The organism is Streptomyces sp. NPDC048337 (assembly GCF_043201175.1).
Taxonomy (GTDB): Bacteria; Actinomycetota; Actinomycetes; order Streptomycetales; family Streptomycetaceae; genus Streptomyces.
Map to the genome: position 1 here is coordinate 43,579 of NZ_JBICYR010000006.1, position 18,151 is coordinate 61,729.

General features: G+C 73.6%; 19 protein-coding genes. 8 read left to right on the forward strand and 11 right to left on the reverse strand.

The genetic code is table 11. From position 1 onward, the window contains the following. Positions 1-379 precede the first annotated feature (379 nt). Positions 380-1,006, forward strand: a complete 627-nt coding sequence (locus ACGFYU_RS12115; RefSeq protein ID WP_393827184.1) for an acetate uptake transporter — start codon at positions 380-382, stop codon at positions 1,004-1,006. Positions 1,007-1,016: 10 nt separating this feature from the next. Here ACGFYU_RS12115 and ACGFYU_RS12120 read toward each other — a convergent pair whose 3' ends face one another. Continuing rightward, entirely contained in the window at positions 1,017-1,391 is a 375-nt protein-coding gene (locus ACGFYU_RS12120; RefSeq protein ID WP_393827185.1) for a MerR family transcriptional regulator, read from the reverse strand. Between the two features lie 52 nt (positions 1,392-1,443). Here ACGFYU_RS12120 and ACGFYU_RS12125 point away from each other — a divergent pair, with 52 nt between their 5' ends. Further along, positions 1,444-2,604 carry an alkene reductase gene (locus ACGFYU_RS12125; protein WP_393827186.1) on the forward strand — a complete coding sequence of 387 codons (1,161 nt, stop codon included), beginning with the start codon at positions 1,444-1,446 and terminating at the stop codon, positions 2,602-2,604. Here the strand turns inward: ACGFYU_RS12125 and ACGFYU_RS12130 are convergent. From ACGFYU_RS12130 to ACGFYU_RS12140, 3 genes are read right to left on the reverse strand one after another with little or no spacing between them, the layout of a single operon-like run. Next, the gene (locus ACGFYU_RS12130; RefSeq protein ID WP_393827187.1) at positions 2,543-3,148 is read right to left on the reverse strand and encodes a TetR/AcrR family transcriptional regulator; all 606 of its coding nucleotides are present in this window, start codon (positions 3,146-3,148) and stop codon (positions 2,543-2,545) included. The two genes, ACGFYU_RS12125 and ACGFYU_RS12130, sit on opposite strands and share 62 nt — an antisense overlap. 50 nt (positions 3,149-3,198) lie before the next feature. Beyond that, entirely contained in the window at positions 3,199-5,055 is a 1,857-nt protein-coding gene (locus ACGFYU_RS12135; RefSeq protein ID WP_393827188.1) for a class I adenylate-forming enzyme family protein, read from the reverse strand. Further along, on the reverse strand, positions 5,052-5,825 hold the full coding sequence (locus ACGFYU_RS12140) for an SDR family oxidoreductase (protein ID WP_393827189.1): 774 nt from the start codon (positions 5,823-5,825) through the stop codon (positions 5,052-5,054). Before ACGFYU_RS12140 ends, ACGFYU_RS12135 begins: the two co-directional genes overlap by 4 nt. An 85-nt stretch (positions 5,826-5,910) precedes the next feature. Between ACGFYU_RS12140 and ACGFYU_RS12145 the strand changes: the two genes are divergently transcribed. From ACGFYU_RS12145 to ACGFYU_RS12160, 4 genes are all read left to right on the forward strand, one after another. Continuing rightward, the gene (locus ACGFYU_RS12145) at positions 5,911-7,179 is read left to right on the forward strand and encodes an exo-beta-N-acetylmuramidase NamZ domain-containing protein (protein WP_393827190.1); all 1,269 of its coding nucleotides are present in this window, start codon (positions 5,911-5,913) and stop codon (positions 7,177-7,179) included. 75 nt (positions 7,180-7,254) lie between these two features. Continuing rightward, on the forward strand, positions 7,255-8,544 hold the full coding sequence (locus ACGFYU_RS12150; RefSeq protein ID WP_393827191.1) for a serine-threonine protein kinase: 1,290 nt from the start codon (positions 7,255-7,257) through the stop codon (positions 8,542-8,544). A 95-nt stretch (positions 8,545-8,639) separates the two neighbouring features. Continuing rightward, positions 8,640-9,263, forward strand: coding sequence for a hypothetical protein (locus tag ACGFYU_RS12155; RefSeq protein ID WP_393827192.1), 624 nt, complete (start codon positions 8,640-8,642; stop codon positions 9,261-9,263). A gap of 56 nt (positions 9,264-9,319) precedes the next feature. Then, the gene (locus ACGFYU_RS12160) at positions 9,320-10,075 is read left to right on the forward strand and encodes a 3-keto-5-aminohexanoate cleavage protein (RefSeq protein ID WP_393827193.1); all 756 of its coding nucleotides are present in this window, start codon (positions 9,320-9,322) and stop codon (positions 10,073-10,075) included. Here the strand turns inward: ACGFYU_RS12160 and soxR are convergent. After that, positions 10,056-10,499: a redox-sensitive transcriptional activator SoxR gene (gene soxR / locus ACGFYU_RS12165; protein ID WP_393827194.1), complete on the reverse strand. Its 444-nt coding sequence runs from the start codon at positions 10,497-10,499 to the stop codon at positions 10,056-10,058. The genes ACGFYU_RS12160 and soxR overlap by 20 nt on opposite strands. 116 nt (positions 10,500-10,615) lie before the next feature. Here soxR and ACGFYU_RS12170 point away from each other — a divergent pair, with 116 nt between their 5' ends. Beyond that, positions 10,616-11,077 (forward strand): MaoC family dehydratase, encoded by a 462-nt coding sequence (locus ACGFYU_RS12170; protein WP_382644261.1) that lies wholly within the window; start codon positions 10,616-10,618, stop codon positions 11,075-11,077. Here the strand turns inward: ACGFYU_RS12170 and ACGFYU_RS12175 are convergent. The 3 genes from ACGFYU_RS12175 to ACGFYU_RS12185 all read right to left on the reverse strand — a co-directional run bounded on the left by ACGFYU_RS12175 (position 11,068) and on the right by ACGFYU_RS12185 (position 13,304). Then, the gene (locus ACGFYU_RS12175; protein ID WP_393827195.1) at positions 11,068-11,697 is read right to left on the reverse strand and encodes a TetR/AcrR family transcriptional regulator; all 630 of its coding nucleotides are present in this window, start codon (positions 11,695-11,697) and stop codon (positions 11,068-11,070) included. The genes ACGFYU_RS12170 and ACGFYU_RS12175 overlap by 10 nt on opposite strands. Positions 11,698-11,805: 108 nt before the next feature. Beyond that, complete coding sequence (locus ACGFYU_RS12180; RefSeq protein WP_393827196.1) at positions 11,806-12,093, reverse strand: YiaA/YiaB family inner membrane protein; 288 nt, start codon at positions 12,091-12,093, stop codon at positions 11,806-11,808. A gap of 59 nt (positions 12,094-12,152) precedes the next feature. After that, a complete protein-coding gene (locus tag ACGFYU_RS12185) occupies positions 12,153-13,304 on the reverse strand; it encodes an acyl-CoA dehydrogenase family protein (protein ID WP_393827197.1) in 1,152 nt (383 codons plus the stop codon). 78 nt (positions 13,305-13,382) lie between these two features. Here ACGFYU_RS12185 and ACGFYU_RS12190 point away from each other — a divergent pair, with 78 nt between their 5' ends. Continuing rightward, a complete protein-coding gene (locus tag ACGFYU_RS12190; protein ID WP_393827198.1) occupies positions 13,383-14,048 on the forward strand; it encodes a TetR/AcrR family transcriptional regulator in 666 nt (221 codons plus the stop codon). Positions 14,049-14,115: 67 nt separating this feature from the next. On the opposite strand, the gene ACGFYU_RS12195 is transcribed toward ACGFYU_RS12190, so the two are convergent. The 3 genes from ACGFYU_RS12195 to ACGFYU_RS12205 all read right to left on the reverse strand — a co-directional run bounded on the left by ACGFYU_RS12195 (position 14,116) and on the right by ACGFYU_RS12205 (position 18,145). Further along, entirely contained in the window at positions 14,116-15,195 is a 1,080-nt protein-coding gene (locus tag ACGFYU_RS12195; RefSeq protein WP_393827199.1) for a Zn-dependent alcohol dehydrogenase, read from the reverse strand. Between the two features lie 17 nt (positions 15,196-15,212). After that, entirely contained in the window at positions 15,213-16,625 is a 1,413-nt protein-coding gene (locus ACGFYU_RS12200) for an aldehyde dehydrogenase family protein (protein ID WP_393827200.1), read from the reverse strand. Between the two features lie 98 nt (positions 16,626-16,723). Continuing rightward, positions 16,724-18,145 (reverse strand): CitMHS family transporter, encoded by a 1,422-nt coding sequence (locus ACGFYU_RS12205; protein WP_393827201.1) that lies wholly within the window; start codon positions 18,143-18,145, stop codon positions 16,724-16,726. Positions 18,146-18,151 lie beyond the last annotated feature (6 nt).

Here is an 18,151-nt window from a genome sequence, read left to right on the forward strand (position 1 = left end):
GGTCCGATCCCGGCGCGGGTCCGACCCCAGCGCGGGTCCGATCCCGGCAGGCCCGAGCCCGGCAGGCCCGAGCCGGGCGGGTCCGGACCGGGCGGGTCCGGACCGGGCGGGTCCGGACCGGGCGGGTCCGGACCGGGCGGGTCCGGACCGGGCGGGTCCGGACCGGGCGGGCTGGCCCGACACCCCTCGGACCCAGTCCGGGGCCCGGCGCCGCAGGCGGGCCCCGGACTGGGTCCGGCCGCCGGGCCGGGCCGCGGAACAGGTTTCCCGGGGGCCCGGCACGGGGCTTCGGTCCTGCCCGGGCGGACCTTTGGTGGTCCAGACCAGTTGGGAAGTCCGATATATTCGGGATCTCCCCCCACCGAAAGTGCCCTTCGTCATGCCCAGCTCCACCCTGGCCCCGGCCGTGCCCACGACCGCACCCACCCCCGTCACCGCGCCGCAGGCCTCGGCAACGGCCAACCCCGGACCGCTCGGGCTGGCCGCGTTCGCGCTGACCACCTTCGTGCTCAGCCTCTTCAACTCGGGCCTGATCCCGAACGCGGCCCTCAGCGCGGTCGTGCTGCCGCTCGCCCTCTTCTACGGCGGTCTCGCGCAGTTCGTCGCCGGCGTGCTGGAGTTCCGGCGCGGGAACACCTTCGGGACCACGGCCTTCGTCTCCTACGGCGCGTTCTGGATGGCCTTCGCGGGCTACGTGAAGTTCGTCGTCCCGACGCTCCCGGCCGACCAGGCCCACATCGCGACGGGCTGGTTCCTCGTGGCCTGGTTCGTCTTCACCGCGTACATGTCCATCGCCGCCATGAAGCTGGACCTCGCGCACCGGCTGCTCTTCACCGTACTGGCGCTGACCTTCCTCTTCCTGGCTCTCGGCGACCTGTCCCAGGTCACCGCCCTGGGCCACGTCGGCGGCTGGCTCGGACTGCTCTGCGCCGGCATCGCCTGGTACATCTCCTTCGCCGTGGTGACCGAGGAGACCTGGGGCCGCAAGGTCCTGCCGCTGGGCTGAGGCCCGGCCCCTAGGAAGGCGAGGCGACGCGGCCCGCCGCCGCCTCGATGACCTCGTCCAGCACCTCGCGGGAGCGGAGCAGATCGCCGATCATCCGGTCGATCCGCTCCCGCTCGGTGGTCAGCTCGGCCACCAGCGCCGGGGTGGCGCGCACCGACGGGCCGCCGTCCTCGTCCCGCATGCACGGCAGGATCCGCGCGATCTTCGTACTGTGCAGGCCGGCCGCGTAGAGCTCCTGGATCCGGATGACCCGGTCGACGGCCCGCTCGGGGTAGTCCCGGTGGCCGCCGGGCGTCCGGTCGGACACCAGCAGGCCCTGCTGCTCGTAATAGCGAAGCGAGCGCTCGCTCACGCCGGTGCGCGCCGCCAGTTCACCGATCCGCATGCCCCACCTCGGCCTTGAATCTGACATCAGTGTCAAGTTCTACGGTACCGGCATGACGCACACACCGCGGGTACCCGCCGCATCCCGTCTCTTCGAATCCGCCCGCCTCGGGGCCCTGGAGCTGCCCAGCCGCCTGGTCATGGCGCCGCTGACGCGCAATCGCGCGGGGGCCGACGGCGTCCCGGGCGCGCTCATGGCCACCCACTACGCCCAGCGCGCCTCGGCCGGCCTGATCATCGCCGAGGGCACCACCCCCAACGCCGTCGGCCAGACGTACCCCCACATCCCCGGCATCCACAGTGCGGCGCAGATCGCCGGGTGGCGCCGCGTCACCGATGCCGTGCGCGCGGCCGGCGGGCGGATGTTCCTCCAGCTCCAGCACGGCGGCCGGGTGGGCCACCCCGACACCAGCGGGCACGTCCCGCTCGCCCCGTCCGCGGTGCGCTTCCCCGAGCAGCTGCAGACCCCCGGCGGGCTCCGGGACGCCGTCGCGCCCCGCGAGATGACGGCCGAGGACATCCGGTCCACCATCGCGGACTTCGCGAGCGCCGCCCGCAACGCCGTCGAGGCGGGCTTCGCCGGGGTGGAGGTGCACTCCGCCAACGGCCACCTGCTCCACCAGTTCCTGTCCCGGAACACCAACCTGCGCACCGACGAGTGGGGCGGGTCCGTGGAGGGCCGGATCCGGTTCGCCGTCGAGGTGGTCCGGGCCGTCGCCGGGGCCATCGGCCCGGAGCGGGTCGGCGTACGGATCTCGCCCGGAGTGAACGTCAACGGCATCCAGGAGGGCGACACCGAGGAGATCTACCCGGCGCTGGTCAAGGCCCTGGCCGACCTCGGACCCGTATACCTCCACCAGGTGTACGCCGACCCCGAGCAGCCCCTCTTCCGGGAGATCCGCGCGGCCTGGCCCGGCACCCTGATCGCCAACCCGCGGCTCTCCCACGAGGAGGTCGCGGCCGACGGCGGCGGGCGGCGGGCCGAGCTCCTGCTGGCCGGGGGCGCCGATCTGGTCGCGCTCGGCCGGGGGTTCCTCGCCAATCCCGACTTCGCGGAGCGGCTGCGCACCGGCGCGCCGCTGGGCGAGCTCCGGCCGGAGTTCCTGATGCACGTACACGGGCCGGAGGGCTACAACGACTACCCGGCCCTCGCTACGGACGCAGGGCGCGCAGCAGGAGGTCGGCGAGATGATCCGCGACCTGCTGCGGCGTGAGCGGGCCGTCCGTGCGGTACCAGGTGGACAGGTGGTGCACGGAGCCGAAGTGGTAGTCCACGACCAGGTCGGCGGGGGTGGCGGTGGAGAACACCCCCTTGCGCTGGCCCTCCTCGATCAGCGCCCGGAAGCGTTCGTGGTAGCGCCGGCGCTCGGCCCGTACCTGCTTGAACTTCTCGGGGCTGAGCTGGTGCATCGACCGGAAGAAGATCGCCGCGTCGTCGAGGTTCTCGATGGTGGTGACGACCACGTCCGCGGCGGCCGCCCGCAGCCGCTCCTCGACGGGCGCGTCGGAATCGGCCACCGCGTCGAGCCGCTGCTGCTGGAGGCGCAGCATGCGCGCGTACACCTCGTGCAGCAGGTCGTCCTTGGACCCGAAGTAGTGGTAGAGCGCGCCCTTGGTGACTCCGGCGGCCTCGACGATCTCCTGTACGGAGGTGCGGTCGTAGCCGCGCTCGGCGAAGAGCCGGGTGGCGACGGCCAGCAGCCGCTGCGGTACCGGGGCCTCGTGCGTGCCTTCGGGTTCCGTGGTCCTGGCAGCCATGGCGCCGACCTTCCCTTCCCTTTCCCAGCTGTACGACCGTCCGACTGTTTTCAGCCGCGGTCGCGCAGTTCCCGTCGCAGGATCTTGCCACTGGTCGTCTTCGGAAGGACAGGCAGGATCTCCACCTGGCGCGGGTATTTGTACGCGGCGATGCGCTCGGCGCAGTACGCGGAGAGCTCGGCCGGTTCGGCCGAGGTGCCGGGGCGAAGGCTGACGTAGGCCTTGACGCTCTCCCCGCGGTAGGGGTCGGGGACGCCGACGACGGCGGCCTCGCGGACGGCGGGGTGGGTGTAGAGCACGTCCTCGACCTCGCGCGGCCAGACCTTGAAGCCGGAGGCGTTGATCATGTCCTTCTTGCGGTCGACGACGTAGAGCCAGCCGGCCTCGTCCATGAAGCCGACGTCCCCGGTGCGCAGTTCGCCGTCGGGGAAGGCCTTGGCGGTGTCGGCGGGCAGGCCCCAGTAGCCGGGCACGACCTGGGGGCCGCGTACGGCTATCTCGCCGGTCTCGCCGAAGGGGAGCTCGGCGCCCTGCTCGTCGAGGATGCGGACGACGGTGTCGGCGCCGGGCAGGCCGACCGAGAGGGTGCCGGAGGCGGGGTCGACGGGGGCTTCGAGGTGCGCGGGGACCGTGGCACAGGGGGCGGTGCACTCGGTGAGGCCGTAGCCGTTGCGCAGGTAGAAGCCGAAGGAGGCGCGCAGCCGTTCGACGAGCGCGGGCGGCAGCGGGGCTCCGCCGGAGGAGATCACCTGGAAGGAGGCGAAGTGGTCGGGAGTGACGCCGGGGTGGGCGGTGAGGGCCATGAAGGCGGTGGCCGGGCCGACGGTGTAGGCGGGGCGGTGTTCGAGGAAGGCGTCGAGGACGACCCCGGGGTCGAAGCGGTGGGCGAGGACGAGGGTGCCGGCGTTGGCGAAGCAGGCGGCGAGCTCGCAGACCATGCCGGTGATGTGGAAGAGCGGGGCGAGCGCGAAGTAGGTGGCGCCCTCGGGGAGGGGGTGCCCGGTGACCTGTCGTACCGCGTTGTACGTGAGCGCGCCGTGCGGGTTCACGGCGCCCTTGGGGGTGCCGCTGGTGCCCGAGGTGTAGCTGATGAGGGCGGTGTCGGCGGCGGCGAGCTCCGCGTCCGGCGGCCCGGGGTGGCCCTGGCGGGCCACGGTGAGCAGATCCGCCGCCGTCGGCGCGTCCAGCCCCGCGGGCGTTTGAGGCGACGGGCGCAGAGCGCCCGTGCGGGGTCCGGGGCGGAGCCCCGAATCCCTGTGAGCCGCGGCCGGGAAGACACGGGGGTCGTTGCGGGTCTGGAAGTCCTCCTTGCGGGCGGTCAGTACGGTGCCCACGCCGGTCCCCCGCATCGTCTCGCGGAGGTACGCCTCCCACGCGGCGCCCTCGCAGAGCAGCGCGGCGGCCCCCGAGTCGCGCAGGATGTGGCCGACCTCGCCGGACTTGTACATCGGGTTGAGCGGGACGACGACGGCCCCGGCCTTCCAGGCGGCGAGGACGGCGAGCACGAAGTGCGGGGTGTTCTGGAGCATCACGGCGACCCGGTCCCCGCGGCGGATGCCGCGCGCCGCGAGGTGCCCGGCGACGGAGTCGGAGAGCGCGTCGGCCTCGGCGTAGCTCGTACGGCCGTCGAAGTAGGCCAGCGCGGTGCGCTCGGGGGCGCGGGCCACGGCGTCACGGAAGGCGTGCAGCACGGTGGGCGGCGGTGCGACGGCCGCCCGCTGGGCCGGGCTGAGCAGGGCGAGCCAGGGCTTGGAGGCGTACCCGGATGCCGCCGGGGGCGCGGGGGCCACAGGGACTGCCAAGGCCGCAGGGACAGCGGGGACCGCCGGGGCTGCAGGGGTTGCCTGGGCTGCAGGGACCGCAGGGGCTGCCGGGGCTGCCGGTTCCCCCGGGGAGGGCTCGGTCATCGGGCCTCCCACTTCTGCTGGAGGTGGTTCATGCCGGTCAGCCAGCGGTCCGGTTCTGTGGCGCGGGCCGCGTAGAAGTCCGCGACCTCGGGGTGCGGGAGGATCAAGAACCGGCCCTTCTCCATGCCGTCGAACAGTGCGTCCACGACCGCCTCCGGCTCGATCGCGGTCGGTGCGAGGACGAGTTCGCCCGCCGAGCCCGCGGCGGTCAGCATGTCGGTGCGCACCCCCTGCGGGCAGATGGCGTGGACCTGGACACCGCGGTGCCGGTAGGTCAGCGACAGCCATTCGGCGAAGGCGAGCGCACCGTGCTTGGTGACACTGTACGGGGCCGCCCCGATCATGGTCAGCAGTCCGGCGACGGAGACGGTGGACACGAACCGGCCGTCCCCGCGCTCCAGCCAGTCCGGCAGCAGCAGCCGGGCGGCACGGACGTGGGCCATGACGTTGGTGTCCCAGGCCGACTCCCAGACGGCCTCGTCGGCGAACGCGTCGCCGCCCGAGGCGAGTCCGGCGTTGGCGCAGTAGATGTCGACGCCGCCGCCGAGGGCCTCGCGGGCCTCGGCCACGATCTCCGACGCGTCACCGGGCACGGCGACCGCGCGGGCGCCGATCGCACCCGCCACGGAGGCCGCCTTGGCGGGGTCGAGGTCGTTGACGACGACGGTCGCCCCCTCGGCGGCGAAGCGACGGGCGAGGGCCGCGCCGATGCCGCCGCCCGCTCCGGTGACGACGACTCGCTGGTCCTGGTACGCGCTCACGGGGATCACCTTTCGTGGCCGGATGGGGGGATCGTGGGCAGACTAACCAGTCGGTATGTCGGGGCGGAAGGGGTCTGCCTCCTAGCGTGGCCGGATGACGCTGTCGCGACGCGGGGTGCTGGGACTGGCGGGGGCCATGGGAGCGGTGGGGGCGGTGGGCGCCTCCGCGCCGAGCGCCGCGCCGGCGGATCGGGGCCGGGCCGGGCGGGCGGACCGGGTGCGGACCGGTTTCGAGCGGCTCGCCGCCGACGGGTACGCCGCACTGGCCGGCCAGCGGGTCGGGGTGGTCACCAACCCCACCGGGATCACCGCCGATGCCCGCCACCTGGTCGACGTACTGCACGCGGACGAACGGGTGAACCTGGTCGCGGTGTTCGGGCCGGAGCACGGCTTCCGCGGCACGGCGCAGGCCGGGAACTCGGAGGGGGCCTCCCGTGATCCGGCGACCGGCCTGCCGGTGTGGGACACGTACGACAAGAGCGGGCAGCGGCTCGCGGACGTGTTCACGGCGGCCGGGATCGACACCGTCGTCTTCGACATCCAGGACGTCGGGGCGCGCTTCTACACCTACATCTGGACCCTCTATGACTGCATGCGCGCCGCCGCCCTCGCGGACAAGGCGGTGGTGGTGCTGGACCGGCCCAACCCGGTGGGCGGCCGGCGGGCGGCGGGGCCGGTGCTGCAGCGGTCGTACGCGAGCTTCGTGGGCCGGGAGCCGATCGCGCTGGCGCACGGGATGACGGCGGCGGAGCTGGCCCTGCTGTTCAACGGCGAGTTCCTGGCCGACAGGCCGGTCAGGCTGCGGACGGTGGACATGACCGGGTGGCGGCGGGAGTCCTTCTTCGACGCGACCGGGCTGCCCTGGATTCCGCCGAGCCCGAACATGCCGACCCCGGACACGGCGCTCGCCTACGCCGGCACCTGCCTGTTCGAGGGCACGAACCTGTCCGAGGGGCGCGGGACGACCACGCCCTTCGAGGTGGTGGGCGCGGAGGGCATCGACCGCCGGTGGGCGGAGGCTGCGAACGCGCTGGGCGTGCCCGGTGTGTGGTTCCGGGAGGCGTACTTCACGCCCACCTTCTCCAAGCACGCGGGCAAGGTCTGCGGTGGGATCCGGCTGATCGTGCACGACCGGGAGGCCTTCGATCCGGTCCGGGCCGGGATCGGCCTGCTGGTGACGGCGCGGCGGACGTGGAGCGGCTTCGCCTGGCGCGAGGACCACTGGATCGACCGGCTGACGGGCTCGGACCGGGTGCGCACGCTCGTGGACTCGGGAGCCGGGGTGGAGGAGATCGCGGGCGACTGGGCGGCGGGCCTGGCCCGCTTCGAGGCGGTGCGGGGGGAGTACTTGCTGTACGGGTGAGCCCGACCCCTAGCCGGGCGGGGGCCTCCGCAGGATGCTGGTGGGACCGGTAGGCGCGGCGTGGAGGGGGACGTCATGTCAGGTGCGACGGGGATCGGGGTCGGGCCGTACGCGGAGCTGACCTTCGACGCGGAGGGGGACGTGGACCGGGCCACTCAGGAGGCCGTGGGCCGGATCGAGGCCACGGACCTGCTGGTCTTCGCGCACGGCTGGAACAGCGACCGGTCCACGGCGACCCGGCTCTACGACCGGTTCTTCGCCCCCTTCCCGGGGCTGGTGGGGTCGCAGGTACGGCTGGGGTACGTGGGCGTCGTATGGCCGTCGATCCGCTTCTCGGACGAGCCGATACCGGACTTCGAGGCGCCGGGCGCGCTCGCCGAACCCGGCTTCGGACCGGCGCTGGACCCGGGCACCCGGCAGGCCCTCGGGGAGTTCTGGCCCCGGCGGCGGGCGGAGCTGGACCGGGTGGCCGAACTGCTGGAGGAGCGGCCGGAGTCGGCGGCCGCCTTCGTCGAATTCGGGGCGCTCGTACGGGAGCTGGCCGGGGTGGACTCCGTACCGGCGGCGGTCGCCCCGGCGGTGCCCGCGCTCTTCACCGAGGACGTCCTGGAGGTGTGCCGGACCCTCACCCTCGCGCTGGCGGAGGCGGGCGCCCCGCCCGGGGACGGCGACGACGAGCGGGGCCTGTCGATCGGCGGCGGGCTGCGCGGCCTGTGGAAGGGCGCCAAGGAGCTGCTGCGACAGGCGACGTACTACAAGATGAAGAACCGGGCGGGGCTCGTCGGCGAGCGCGGGCTCGGCCCGGTGCTGGACGGGCTGGCGCGCCGCCGGCCGGGGCTGCGGATCCACCTGATCGGGCACAGCTTCGGCGCGCGGGTGGTGTCCTTCTCGCTGCGCGCCGTACCGGACGGGGCCCGGTACACGGCCTCCGTGACCCTGCTCCAGGGCGCCTTCTCCCACTACGCGTTCTCCGAGCGGCTGCCGCACGACGGGGGCCGCGGCGGCGCCCTCGCCGGCCTCCAGCGGAAGGTCGACGGACCGGTGGTGGCCTGCCACTCCCCGCACGACAGCGCCCTCAAGGTGTTCTATCCGCTGGCCTCCCGGATGGCAGGGGATTCGGCCGGAGTGCTCGGCTTCGACGAGCGGTGGGGAGCGATCGGGCACGACGGGGTGCAGGCGGTCCCGGGCGCGCCCCGGCTGACCCTGGACGCGGCCCTGCGCGAGGGGGTGCCCGCGAGCGGTTGCGTCAGCGTGGACGCGGGTTCGGTGGTCCGGCGCGGCGGCGCCCCCTCGGGGGCGCACAGCGACATCTGCCACGAGGAGCTGGCCCGGGTGGTGGTGGCGGCGGGGCGCATGGGGCGCTGACTTCCGGCCATGTGCCACCCGCACGCCTCGTCCGCCCCCGCATGCGCCCGCCGTTGGCCGGGCATGTTGGGCACATCGGCGGAGGTGAATGTGTGATGGCGGGATTCCGGAGTCTGGCCTACCAGGTGCGCGACGCGCGCAACGACCGGGCCCTGCGGCGCCATTCCCTGCGCCGCTGCCTGGAGCGGTTCGCCCCGTACGGGCACCGGGCGACGTGGTGGCACCTGTGCGACCGGCACGGGATCGCCCCCGAGGACCGGGGGGCGGATCCGCTGCGGCTGGTCGCCGCGCTGGAGGAGCTGGAGGACGCGCGGGCGGTCTGGTTGGAGTACGAGCGGCAGTTCGCGGAGCGGCGCCGCCGGGAGAAGTACCACGGGCTGCGCCGGCCGGAGTGGGCGTGGGGCGGCAGCGGGGACGCGGTGGTGCGGTGCGCGGATCCGTGGGTGCGGCCGGAGGGGGCGCTGGGCGAGGTGCTGCGGCGGCTGGTGCGGGCGCTGGAGTCGGAGCCGGGGACGGCGTGCCCGGTCTGCGGGGAGCGGGAGTTGCGGTGGCCGGAGGGGGCGGCCGCCTCGGCTCCGGTCGGGCCCTGGGAGGGGGCGTGGGCCTGGGACGGGCCGGTGTGCGGGGGCTGCGGGATCGTGGTGCCGAGACCGGCGCTGGTGGACCTCCCCGCGCCGAGACGGTCGCTGGCGGACGTCCCGGCGGCGGGGGCGGCGTGAGGGCCCGGTCGCCCGTGGGGGTGTCGTTGCCGGTGCCGTTGCCGGTGTCGTTGCCGGTGTCGTTGCCGGTGTCGCTGAACGGTTCGCGGGGCGCCGCCGACGGGCCGGCCGTGCCCATGTCCCCGGCGGACCTGGCGGAGTCGGCGCTGGCCGCGGTGGCCGCCGGGGCCGGGGAGGTACTGGTGCATCCGCGGACCCCGTGCGGGCGGGAGAGCCTTTCGCCCCGGGTGGTTGGGCCGGCGCTGGAGGCGATGCGGGGCGCGGGGGTCCTCGTACCGCTGTCGGTGCCGGCGAGCATCGCGGCCGAGCCGGATCCGGCGGGGCGACTGGAACGGGTGCGGTCCTGGACGGTGCTGCCGGACCGGGCGGCGGTGGCCTTCGCGGAGCCGGGGGCCGAGGAGTTGACGGAGGCCCTGCTGGCGCGGGGGGTCGCGGTGGACGCGGTGGTTCCGCTGGGCGGGCCGGCAGGGCCGGAGCCGATGGCGCGGTTCCTGGCCTGGCCGGTGCGTGCGCCCGGGCGGGTCCGGCTGGCGGCCGAGCTCGCGACGGCGGATCCGGCGCTGGTGGCGGGGCTGCGGGGGCTGCCGCCGGTGGCGGTGCTGCTGTACGGGCGGGAGGCCGCCGCCTGGCCGGTGCTGCGGCTGGCCGCGCGGTGCGGTACGGGCGCGCGGACCGGCGCCGGCGATGTGCTGCACCTGCCGGACGGGCGGCGGGCGCGGTCCAACGCGGAGCTGGTGACGGCGGCCCGCACCGCGCTGGACCGGGCCGGGGCCGAACGGGCCGGGGCGGCGGCTACAGGCGTGAGCCGGTGAGCTTTTCGCCGAAGACGTCATCCGGGTTGGACAGCGCGCAGGTCTCCAGCGAGAGGCAGCCGCAGCCGATGCATTCCGTCAGGTGGTCGCGCAGGCGGCCGAGTCGGGCGATCCGCTGGTCGAGCTCGGCGCGCCAGGCCTCGGAAAGGCGGGCCCAGTCCTCGTGGTTGGGGGTGCGCTCCTCGGGGAGCCGGGCGAGCGCGTCGCGGATGCTGGCGAGCGGGATGCCCACGCGCTGCGCGGCCCGTACGAAGGCCACCCGGCGCAGTGCGTCGCGGGTGTAGCGGCGCTGGTTGCCCGAGGTGCGGCGGCTGCTGATCAGGCCCTTGGACTCGTAGAAGTGGAGCGCGGACACGGCCGCGCCGCTGCGCGCGGACAGCTGGCCGACGGTGAGTTCGTGGACGTTCTCGGGAATCTGCGGCACCCGGCCGAGGGTAGTCGGAGGTCCGTTGACATACACATACGGTCCCCGCATGCTGAGCAAGCGCTTATTCGAGTGTCGAGTGTTCGGGTGAGAGAAGCGAGAGACAGGAGCAGGGCATGGCCGAGCCGAGGGTCTTCACGTCCGCCGAGGAGCTGCACGCCGGAATCGGCGAGCCGCTCGGCCCCAGCGGGTGGCTGGAGGTGGACCAGAAGCGGATCGACCTCTTCGCGGACGCCACCGGCGACCACCAGTGGATCCACGTGGACCCGGTGCGGGCGGCGGACGGTCCCTTCGGTTCCACGATCGCGCACGGCTACCTGACCCTGTCGCTGCTGCCGAGCCTGGTGCCGCAGATCATGCGGGTCGAGGGCATGAAGATGGGCATCAACTACGGGACGAACAAGGTGCGTTTCCCGGCGCCGGTGCCGGTCGGGTCGCGGCTGCGCTCCACCGCCGTGATCACGGAGGTCACGGAGGCCGGTGGCGGCGTGCAGGTGACGGCCACGGTCACGGTCGAGCGCGAGGGCGGCGACAAGCCGGTGTGCGTGGCGGAGTCGGTGTCCCGCTACTACTTCTGAGGGCGCGCGCCCACCATGCGCAGCACGAGGTCGGCGTAGAGCGCGCCGACCTCGTCGGGCGTGCGCCGTCCGGCCGCGTTGAACCAGCGGGCCACGTCGATGCAGAGCGACAGCACGGCGAGGGTGGTGCCGGGCACGTCGGGGACGTCGAACTCCCCCGCCGCGACCCCGTCGGCCAGGATGCGGCGTACGGCGGCGTCGCTCTGCCGGCGCAGTGCCACGATCTCGGAGCGGTGCTCCGGAGCGAGAGCATCGAGCTCGTACTGGACCACGCGCGCGGTGGTGTGGTGCGCCGCGTGCCACCGTACGAAGGACCGTACGGCGGCGTCGAGCCGCTCGGCCGCGGCGCCCGGGCCCGAGGCAGCCGTCTCCAGGATCTCCAGGGCCTTGTCGTGGCCGATCCGGCTGATCCGGTGGAGCAGCTCTTCCTTGGTCTTGTAGTGGATGTAGAGGGCGGCCGGGCTCATGCCGGCGCGGCCCGCGATGTCGCGGGTGGTGGTGGCGTGGTAGCCGCGCTCCGCGAAGGCCTCGACGGCGGCGACGAGCAGCCGCCGCGCGGCGTCGGGGGTGACCTCGGACCACGGCTGGTAGCCGCCGGCCGTCTCCTCCGCGCTGTCCATCGCTCACTCACCCTCTTCACCGTGTGGAAGTGACACCTTACCCGAGGGTGAGCAAGCGCTTAGCGCACGCGGCCGCGGACCGGCCCGGCGGGGCGGGGCGGGGCGGGGCTACTTCGGCGCGTACGGGTCGTACTCCGCCAGGATCTTCTCCATCCGGGCCTGGTCGACCCGGCTGACGATCCCGGTGGCCTCCTGGCGGTCGCGGACCACCTTGGCCAGCGTGAAGGCCGAGGTGGTGAGGTAGAGCACCGCGATGCCGAGGAAGGCGCGGACCCAGCCGTCGACCTCCAGGTTGTAGATCCCCACGGCCACGGCGGCGAGGGCGATGCCGAAGGAGGCGACGGCCTGGCCGTAGTAGGCCCCCGTGTTCTGCTGCTTGACCGGTGTCTCGTTCATGGGTCGAGCATCGGGCCGGGCCGCGGCGGCCGCATGGGTGCGCGTACTCACCTACGTACTCAGAAGGCCGAAACTCCTGTGCGGGCGCGGCCGATGAGCAGCTTCTGGATCTGGCTGGTGCCCTCGTACAGGGTCATCACGCGGGCGTCGCGCAGCAGTTTGCCGGCCGGGTACTCGTCGATGTAGCCGTAGCCGCCGTGCACCTGGAGGGCGTTGCTCGCGGCGCGCACGGCGGCCTCGGAGGCGAAGAGCTTCGCGGTGGAGGACTCGGTGGCGAAGGGCTGCCCGCGGTCGATGAGATCGGCGACCCGCCAGGTCAGCAGGCGGGCGGCGTCCACGTCCACCGAGATGTCGGCGATCAGCTCCTGGACCAGCTGGTGGTGGGCGATCGGCTTGCCGAACTGCTCGCGCTGGGCGGCGTACGAGACGGCCGCGTCCAGGGCCGCCTGGGCGATGCCGACACAGCCGGCGGCGACCGACATACGGCCCTTGGCCAGGGCGGACATGGCCACCGAGAACCCCTTGCCCTCGGGGCCGAGCATCGCGGAGGCGGGGACGCGGACGCCGTCGAGGGCGAGTTCGGCGGTGGCCTGGCCGCGCAGTCCGAGCTTGCCGTGGACCTCGCGGCGGGTGAGGCCGGGGGTGTCGGTGGGGACCAGGAAGGCGGAGATTCCGCGGTGGCCGGGCTCGTCGTCGGTGCGGGCGAAGAGCAGGACCACGTCGGCCCAGGTTCCGTTGGTGATGAACATCTTGCTGCCGCTGACGACGTAGGAGTCCCCCTCGCGCACGGCGCGGGTGGTGAGGCTGCCGGCGTCGGAGCCGGTGCCGGGCTCGGTCAGGCCGAAGCAGCCGAGGGCGTCCCCGGAGCAGAGGCGCGGCAGCCAGGCGTGCTTCTGCTCCTCGGTCCCCCAGGCGGCGATGGTCTTGGCGACGAGGCCGAGGGAGACGGAGACGATGCCGCGCACGGCGGAGTCGCCGCGGCCGAGTTCCTCGGTGACCAGGACGTAGGCGAGGTGGTCGCCGCCGGAGCCGCCGTACTCCTCGGGGACGGTCAGCCCGAGGAATCCCAGCGCGCCGAGCTTCTTCACGATGGCCCGGTCCATGCTCTCGGCGCGGTCCCACTCGGCGGCGTACGGGGCGACCTCGCGCTCGGTGAACTCGCGGGCGAGCCTGCGTACGGCGGTCTGCTCCTCGCTCAGCTCCAGATTCACCGGGCACCTCCGGGCGGGTCGTCGCGGCCGTTAACTAGCACCGGTAGTTTATGGCGGGCAGGCCCTACTATGTGGCGCATGGCCAGACCGCGCAAGCCCCTCCTCAGCAGAGCCCGCATCGTCGAGGCGGCGGGAGCGCTGGTGGACGCGGAGGGGCTGGAGGCGGTGTCGACGCGGCGGCTGGCGGCCGCGCTGGGGGTCAGCGGGCCCTCGCTGTACAACCACTTCCGCACGAAGGACGAGATCCTGGAGGCGGTCGCGGACGCGGTGAGCGCGCGGGTCGACTTGTCGATGTTCGAACCGGAGGCCGCAGGGGACTGGCGCGCGGCCCTGCACGCCTGGGCGCACTCGTACCGGGACGCCCTGTCCGACCATCCGAACATCGTGCCGGTGCTGGCGCGCGGGCCGGGCCGCCGCCCGGCGGGTCTGCGGCTGGCGGACGCGGTGTTCGGCGCGATGACGGCGGCGGGCTGGCCGCCGGCGCAGGCGACCCGGATCGGCGCGCTGATGCGCTACTTCATCCTGGGCTCGGCGGTGGCCTCGTTCGCCCGGGGGTTCGTGGACGACGAGGCGGCATACGACCCGTCGGACTACCCACACCTGGGCCAGGCCCACCTGCTGGCCGAGCGCCAACGGGAGGTGGACGAGGGCGCCTTCGAAACGGGCCTGGCGGCACTGCTGGACGGCCTGGCCCTCCAGTACGAGGCCTTGACGCGCGGGACGTCTGCGAAACCCGGCGCATAAGGGCGCGCTGACGCGCGCCTCCGTCCCGGGCCGGGCCCGGGACGGAGGGCCAACGAGTCTGCTCGGCCTAGAACACGACGAGCGAGCGCCCGCCCTTGCCCGCCAGCATCGCGTCGAAGGCGGCCGGGATGCCGTCGAGCGTGATGCGGTCGGTGACCAGGGCGCCGAGGTCGAGGCGGCCCGCGCGGACGTGTTCGGCTATCACCGGGAGGTCGCGGGCGGGGTCGCTGTTGCCGTAGACGCAGCCGGTGAGGGTGCGGGCGAAGTGGAAGACCTCCAGGGCGTGGAAGGTGACCTGCTGCTCCTTCCCGCCGATGCCCACCACGGTGGTGCGGCCGCCCCGGCGGGTGGACTCCCAGGCGCCGCGGATGGTCTCCGCCCGGCCGACGCATTCCACGGCGACGTCCGCGCCCTGCCCGCCGGTGAGGGCGCGGATCTGCTTGGCGGTGGTGTCCGAGGCGAGTACGAAGTCCGTGGCCCCGGCCGCGCGCGCCAGTTCCTCCTTGGCCGGGGAGACGTCGACGGCCACGATCGGGCCGGCCCCGGCGATCCGGGCCGCCTGGAGGGCGGCCAGGCCCACGCCACCGACGCCGAAGACGGCGACGGACTCGCCGGGGCGGACCTGGGCGCTGTGGTGGACGGCGCCGTAGCCGGTAAGTACCGCGCAGCCGAGCAGGGCGGCCTCGGCGAGCGGTATGCCGGCGGGCGCGGGCAGCACGCAGGTGGCCGCGACGACGGTCTCCTCGGCGAAGGCGGCCACATTCAGCCCCGGGTGCAGCTCGGTGCCCTGGGCGTCGTGCGCGTAGACGGCCCCGACCCCGGTGAGGGCGTTGGCGCAGAGCCAGACCTCTCCGATGGCGCAGTGGTGGCACTCTCCGCAGGACGGGGCCCAGTTGAGCACCACCCCGTCGCCGGGCGCGACATGGGTGACGCCCTCCCCGACGGCGAGGACCGTGCCCGCGCCCTCGTGGCCGAGGACGGCGGGCACGGGCACCCGCATGGTGCCATTGGTGAGGGAGAGGTCGGAGTGGCAGACCCCGGCTGCGGCGAGCCGCACCCGGACCTGCCCCGGGCCGGGATCGGGCAGCACGATCTCCCGTATCTCCAGCGGGGCTCCGACAGCGGGCAGGATGGCGGCGCGGACCATGGTCGTCTTCTCCCGACTCAGAACTGCAGGGACTTGGTCTGGAGGTACTCGGCCAGCCCGTGGGTGCCCAGCTCGCGGCCGACGCCCGACTGCTTGTAACCGCCGAAGGGCGCGCGCACGTTGAAGCGGCCGCCGTTGATGTCCACCTGCCCGGTGTCCATACGGCGCGCGAAGGCCACGGCCGTCTCCTCGTCGGCGGCCCAGACGGCGCCGCCCAGGCCGTAGACGGTGCCGTTGGCGATGCGCAGGGCGTCCTCCTCGTCCTCGTACGGGAGGATCGACAGCACCGGGCCGAAGATCTCCTCCTGGGCGATGGTCATGTCGGGGGTGACATCGGCGAAGACGGTCGGGGCGACGAAGTAGCCCTGCTGGTGCGGAGCGTCGGGGCCGCCGACGACGAGGCGGGCGCCCTCCTCGATGCCCTTGGCGATGTAACCGCGCACGCGCTCGTGCTGCTTGGCGTTGACGACGGGGCCGAGGCGGGTGGCCGAGTCGGTCGGGTCGCCCGTGGGGTACTGGGCGACGGCGGCGGCCGCGAGGGAGACGGCCTCCTCGTACTGGTCCCGGTGGACGAGCATCCGGGTGAGCGCGTTGCAGCTCTGGCCGGTGTTGTTCATGACGTGGCCCACGCCCGCCGCGACGGCCTTGGCCAGGTCGGCCCCGGGCAGGATGACATTGGCCGATTTGCCGCCCAGCTCGAGGGCGACCCGCTTGACGGCGGCGCCGGCGGTGGCGCCGATCTTCCTGCCGACTGCGGTCGAGCCGGTGAAGGAGACGAGGTCGACTCCCTCGTGCGCGGCCAGGGCCTGCCCGGCGACCGGGCCGGTCCCGGTCACCAGGTTGAAGACTCCGGCCGGGATGCCCGCCTCGTGCACGGCTTCGGCGAAGAGCCGTGCGGTCAGCGGGGTGTCCTCGGCCGGCTTGAGGACGAGGGTGCAGCCGGCGGCGAGAGCGGGCGCCACCTTTGCAACGACCTGGTGCAGCGGATAGTTCCAGGGCGTGATGGCGCCGACCACACCGACCGGCTCCAGCAGGACGGTGGAGTTCCCGATCCGCTCCTCGAAGGCGTACGAGCCCGCGAGCTCGGCGTACGAGGAGGCCACCGCGATCGGCGATCCGACGTGGACCAGCTCCGCGAAGCCCAGCGGGGAGCCGAGCTCGGCGGTGATGGTCTCGGCGATCTCGCTCTTGCGGGCGGCCAGCACGTCGCGCAGCGCGCCGATCAGAGCCGCCCGCTCGGCCGGAGCGGTGGCCGCCCAGCCGGGCAGGGCGGCGCGTGCCGCGCGTACGGCCGCGTCCACGTCCTCGGCGGTGCCGGCCGGAACGGAGGCGATGACCTGCTCGTCGGCCGGGTTGACCACCTCGATCCGGTCCTGGCCGACGGCGGGCCGCCACTCCCCGCCGATGTACATCCCGTCGTGGGCCTTCATGTCATTCCTCCCGAGCACGCACGAGCGCGTAGACCTGACCTCGCCAACACCCTACAAACTAGCGCCGGTAGTTTTATGCGCGCCAGGGGCCGCCGGGGTCAGATGATGGCGAAAAGCATCCCCGCCGCGAGGACGACGAGGGAGGTGAGAGCCGCCCATTTCACGGTGAACCGGGTGTGGTCGCCGAACTCGACCTTGGCCATCCCGACGAGGACGTAGACGGCCGGAACCAGCGGGCTGGACATGTGCAGGGCCTGGCCGACCAGGGAGGCGCGGGCGATCTCCAGCGGGGAGACCCCGTGGGCGGCGCCGGCCTCGGCCAGGACGGGCAGGACGCCGAAGTAGAAGCCGTCGTTGGACATGAAGTAGGTGAGCGGCAGGCTGAGCAGGCCGGTGACCAGGGCCATGTGCGGGCCCATGCCCTCGGGGATGGCGCCGACGAGCCAGTCGGCCATGTGCTTGACCATGCCGGTGCCGGCGAGGACCCCGGTGAAGACGGCGGCGGCGAAGACCATGCCGGCGACGTTGAGGACGTTGTCGGCGTGGGCGGCGATCCGGGCCTTCTGGTCGGGCATGTGCGGGAAGTTGACGGTGAGGGCGAGGGCGGCGCCGAGCAGGAACAGCACCGGGATGGGCAGCAGCTCCATGATCATGGCCGTCAGGAGGGCGACGGTGAGCCCGGCGTTGAACCAGTAGAGGCGCGGGCGCAGGGTGGCACGGTGGGGGTCCAGACCCTGGAAGCCGTCGCCTTCGCCGGACGGGGTGCCGGATCCGGCGGCCTCCGCGGAGCCGGAGCCGCGGGCGGGGGCGGGGGCGGGGGTGGGGGTCGCGGCCGCGCCGGAACCGGCGGTGACGAGGGACGGGGACTCCGCCTCCACCTCCGTCTCCTGGCCGGGCAGGACCAGGAGTCCGACGCGGCGGCGCTCCTTCAGGCCGAGGACGTACGCGAGGACGAACACGAAGAGCAGGCCCACCGCGAGGGCCGGGATCATCGGGACGAAGATGTCGGCGGCGTCGAGCTTGAGGGCGGTGGCGGCGCGGGCCGTGGGACCTCCCCACGGGAGGGTGTTCATGACGCCGTTGGCGGTGGCGGCGACGCCCGTCATGACCACCAGGCTCAGGCCGAGCCGCTTGTAGAGCGGGTACATGGCCGAGACCGTGATCATGAAGGTGGTCGATCCGTCGCCGTCGAGCGAGACGATCGCGGCGAGGACGGCGGTGCCGACCACGACCCGCACGGGGTCGGCCTTGCAGAAGCGCAGGATGCCGCGCACGATCGGGTCGAAGAGGCCGACGTCGATCATCACGCCGAAGTAGACGATGGCGAACATCAGCATGGCGGCGGTCGGGGCCAGCTTGCCGACGCCGTCGATGACGTAGTCACCGAGGTGCGCGCCCTTGCCTGCGAACACGCAGAAGAGCGCGGGGATGAGGACGAGCGCCGCGATGGGCGACATTTTCTTCAGCATGATCAGAACCAGGAAGGTCGCGATCATGGCGAAGCCGAGGAAGGTCAGCATGCAGGG

Coding starts and splice junctions, on each gene's coding strand:
- ACGFYU_RS12190 (WP_393827198.1), top strand. CDS start 13,383: ATGGCCAGACCGCGCAAGCCCCTCCTCAGCAGAGCCCGCATCGTCGAG.
- ACGFYU_RS12180 (WP_393827196.1), bottom strand. CDS start 12,093: ATGAACGAGACACCGGTCAAGCAGCAGAACACGGGGGCCTACTACGGC.
- ACGFYU_RS12145 (WP_393827190.1), top strand. CDS start 5,911: ATGACGCTGTCGCGACGCGGGGTGCTGGGACTGGCGGGGGCCATGGGA.
- ACGFYU_RS12120 (WP_393827185.1), bottom strand. CDS start 1,391: ATGCGGATCGGTGAACTGGCGGCGCGCACCGGCGTGAGCGAGCGCTCG.
- ACGFYU_RS12150 (WP_393827191.1), top strand. CDS start 7,255: ATGTCAGGTGCGACGGGGATCGGGGTCGGGCCGTACGCGGAGCTGACC.
- ACGFYU_RS12155 (WP_393827192.1), top strand. CDS start 8,640: ATGGCGGGATTCCGGAGTCTGGCCTACCAGGTGCGCGACGCGCGCAAC.
- ACGFYU_RS12130 (WP_393827187.1), bottom strand. CDS start 3,148: ATGGCTGCCAGGACCACGGAACCCGAAGGCACGCACGAGGCCCCGGTA.
- ACGFYU_RS12205 (WP_393827201.1), bottom strand. CDS start 18,145: ATGCTGACCTTCCTCGGCTTCGCCATGATCGCGACCTTCCTGGTTCTG.
- ACGFYU_RS12170 (WP_382644261.1), top strand. CDS start 10,616: ATGGCCGAGCCGAGGGTCTTCACGTCCGCCGAGGAGCTGCACGCCGGA.
- ACGFYU_RS12125 (WP_393827186.1), top strand. CDS start 1,444: ATGACGCACACACCGCGGGTACCCGCCGCATCCCGTCTCTTCGAATCC.
- ACGFYU_RS12135 (WP_393827188.1), bottom strand. CDS start 5,055: ATGACCGAGCCCTCCCCGGGGGAACCGGCAGCCCCGGCAGCCCCTGCG.
- ACGFYU_RS12115 (WP_393827184.1), top strand. CDS start 380: ATGCCCAGCTCCACCCTGGCCCCGGCCGTGCCCACGACCGCACCCACC.
- ACGFYU_RS12200 (WP_393827200.1), bottom strand. CDS start 16,625: ATGAAGGCCCACGACGGGATGTACATCGGCGGGGAGTGGCGGCCCGCC.
- ACGFYU_RS12175 (WP_393827195.1), bottom strand. CDS start 11,697: ATGGACAGCGCGGAGGAGACGGCCGGCGGCTACCAGCCGTGGTCCGAG.
- ACGFYU_RS12195 (WP_393827199.1), bottom strand. CDS start 15,195: ATGGTCCGCGCCGCCATCCTGCCCGCTGTCGGAGCCCCGCTGGAGATA.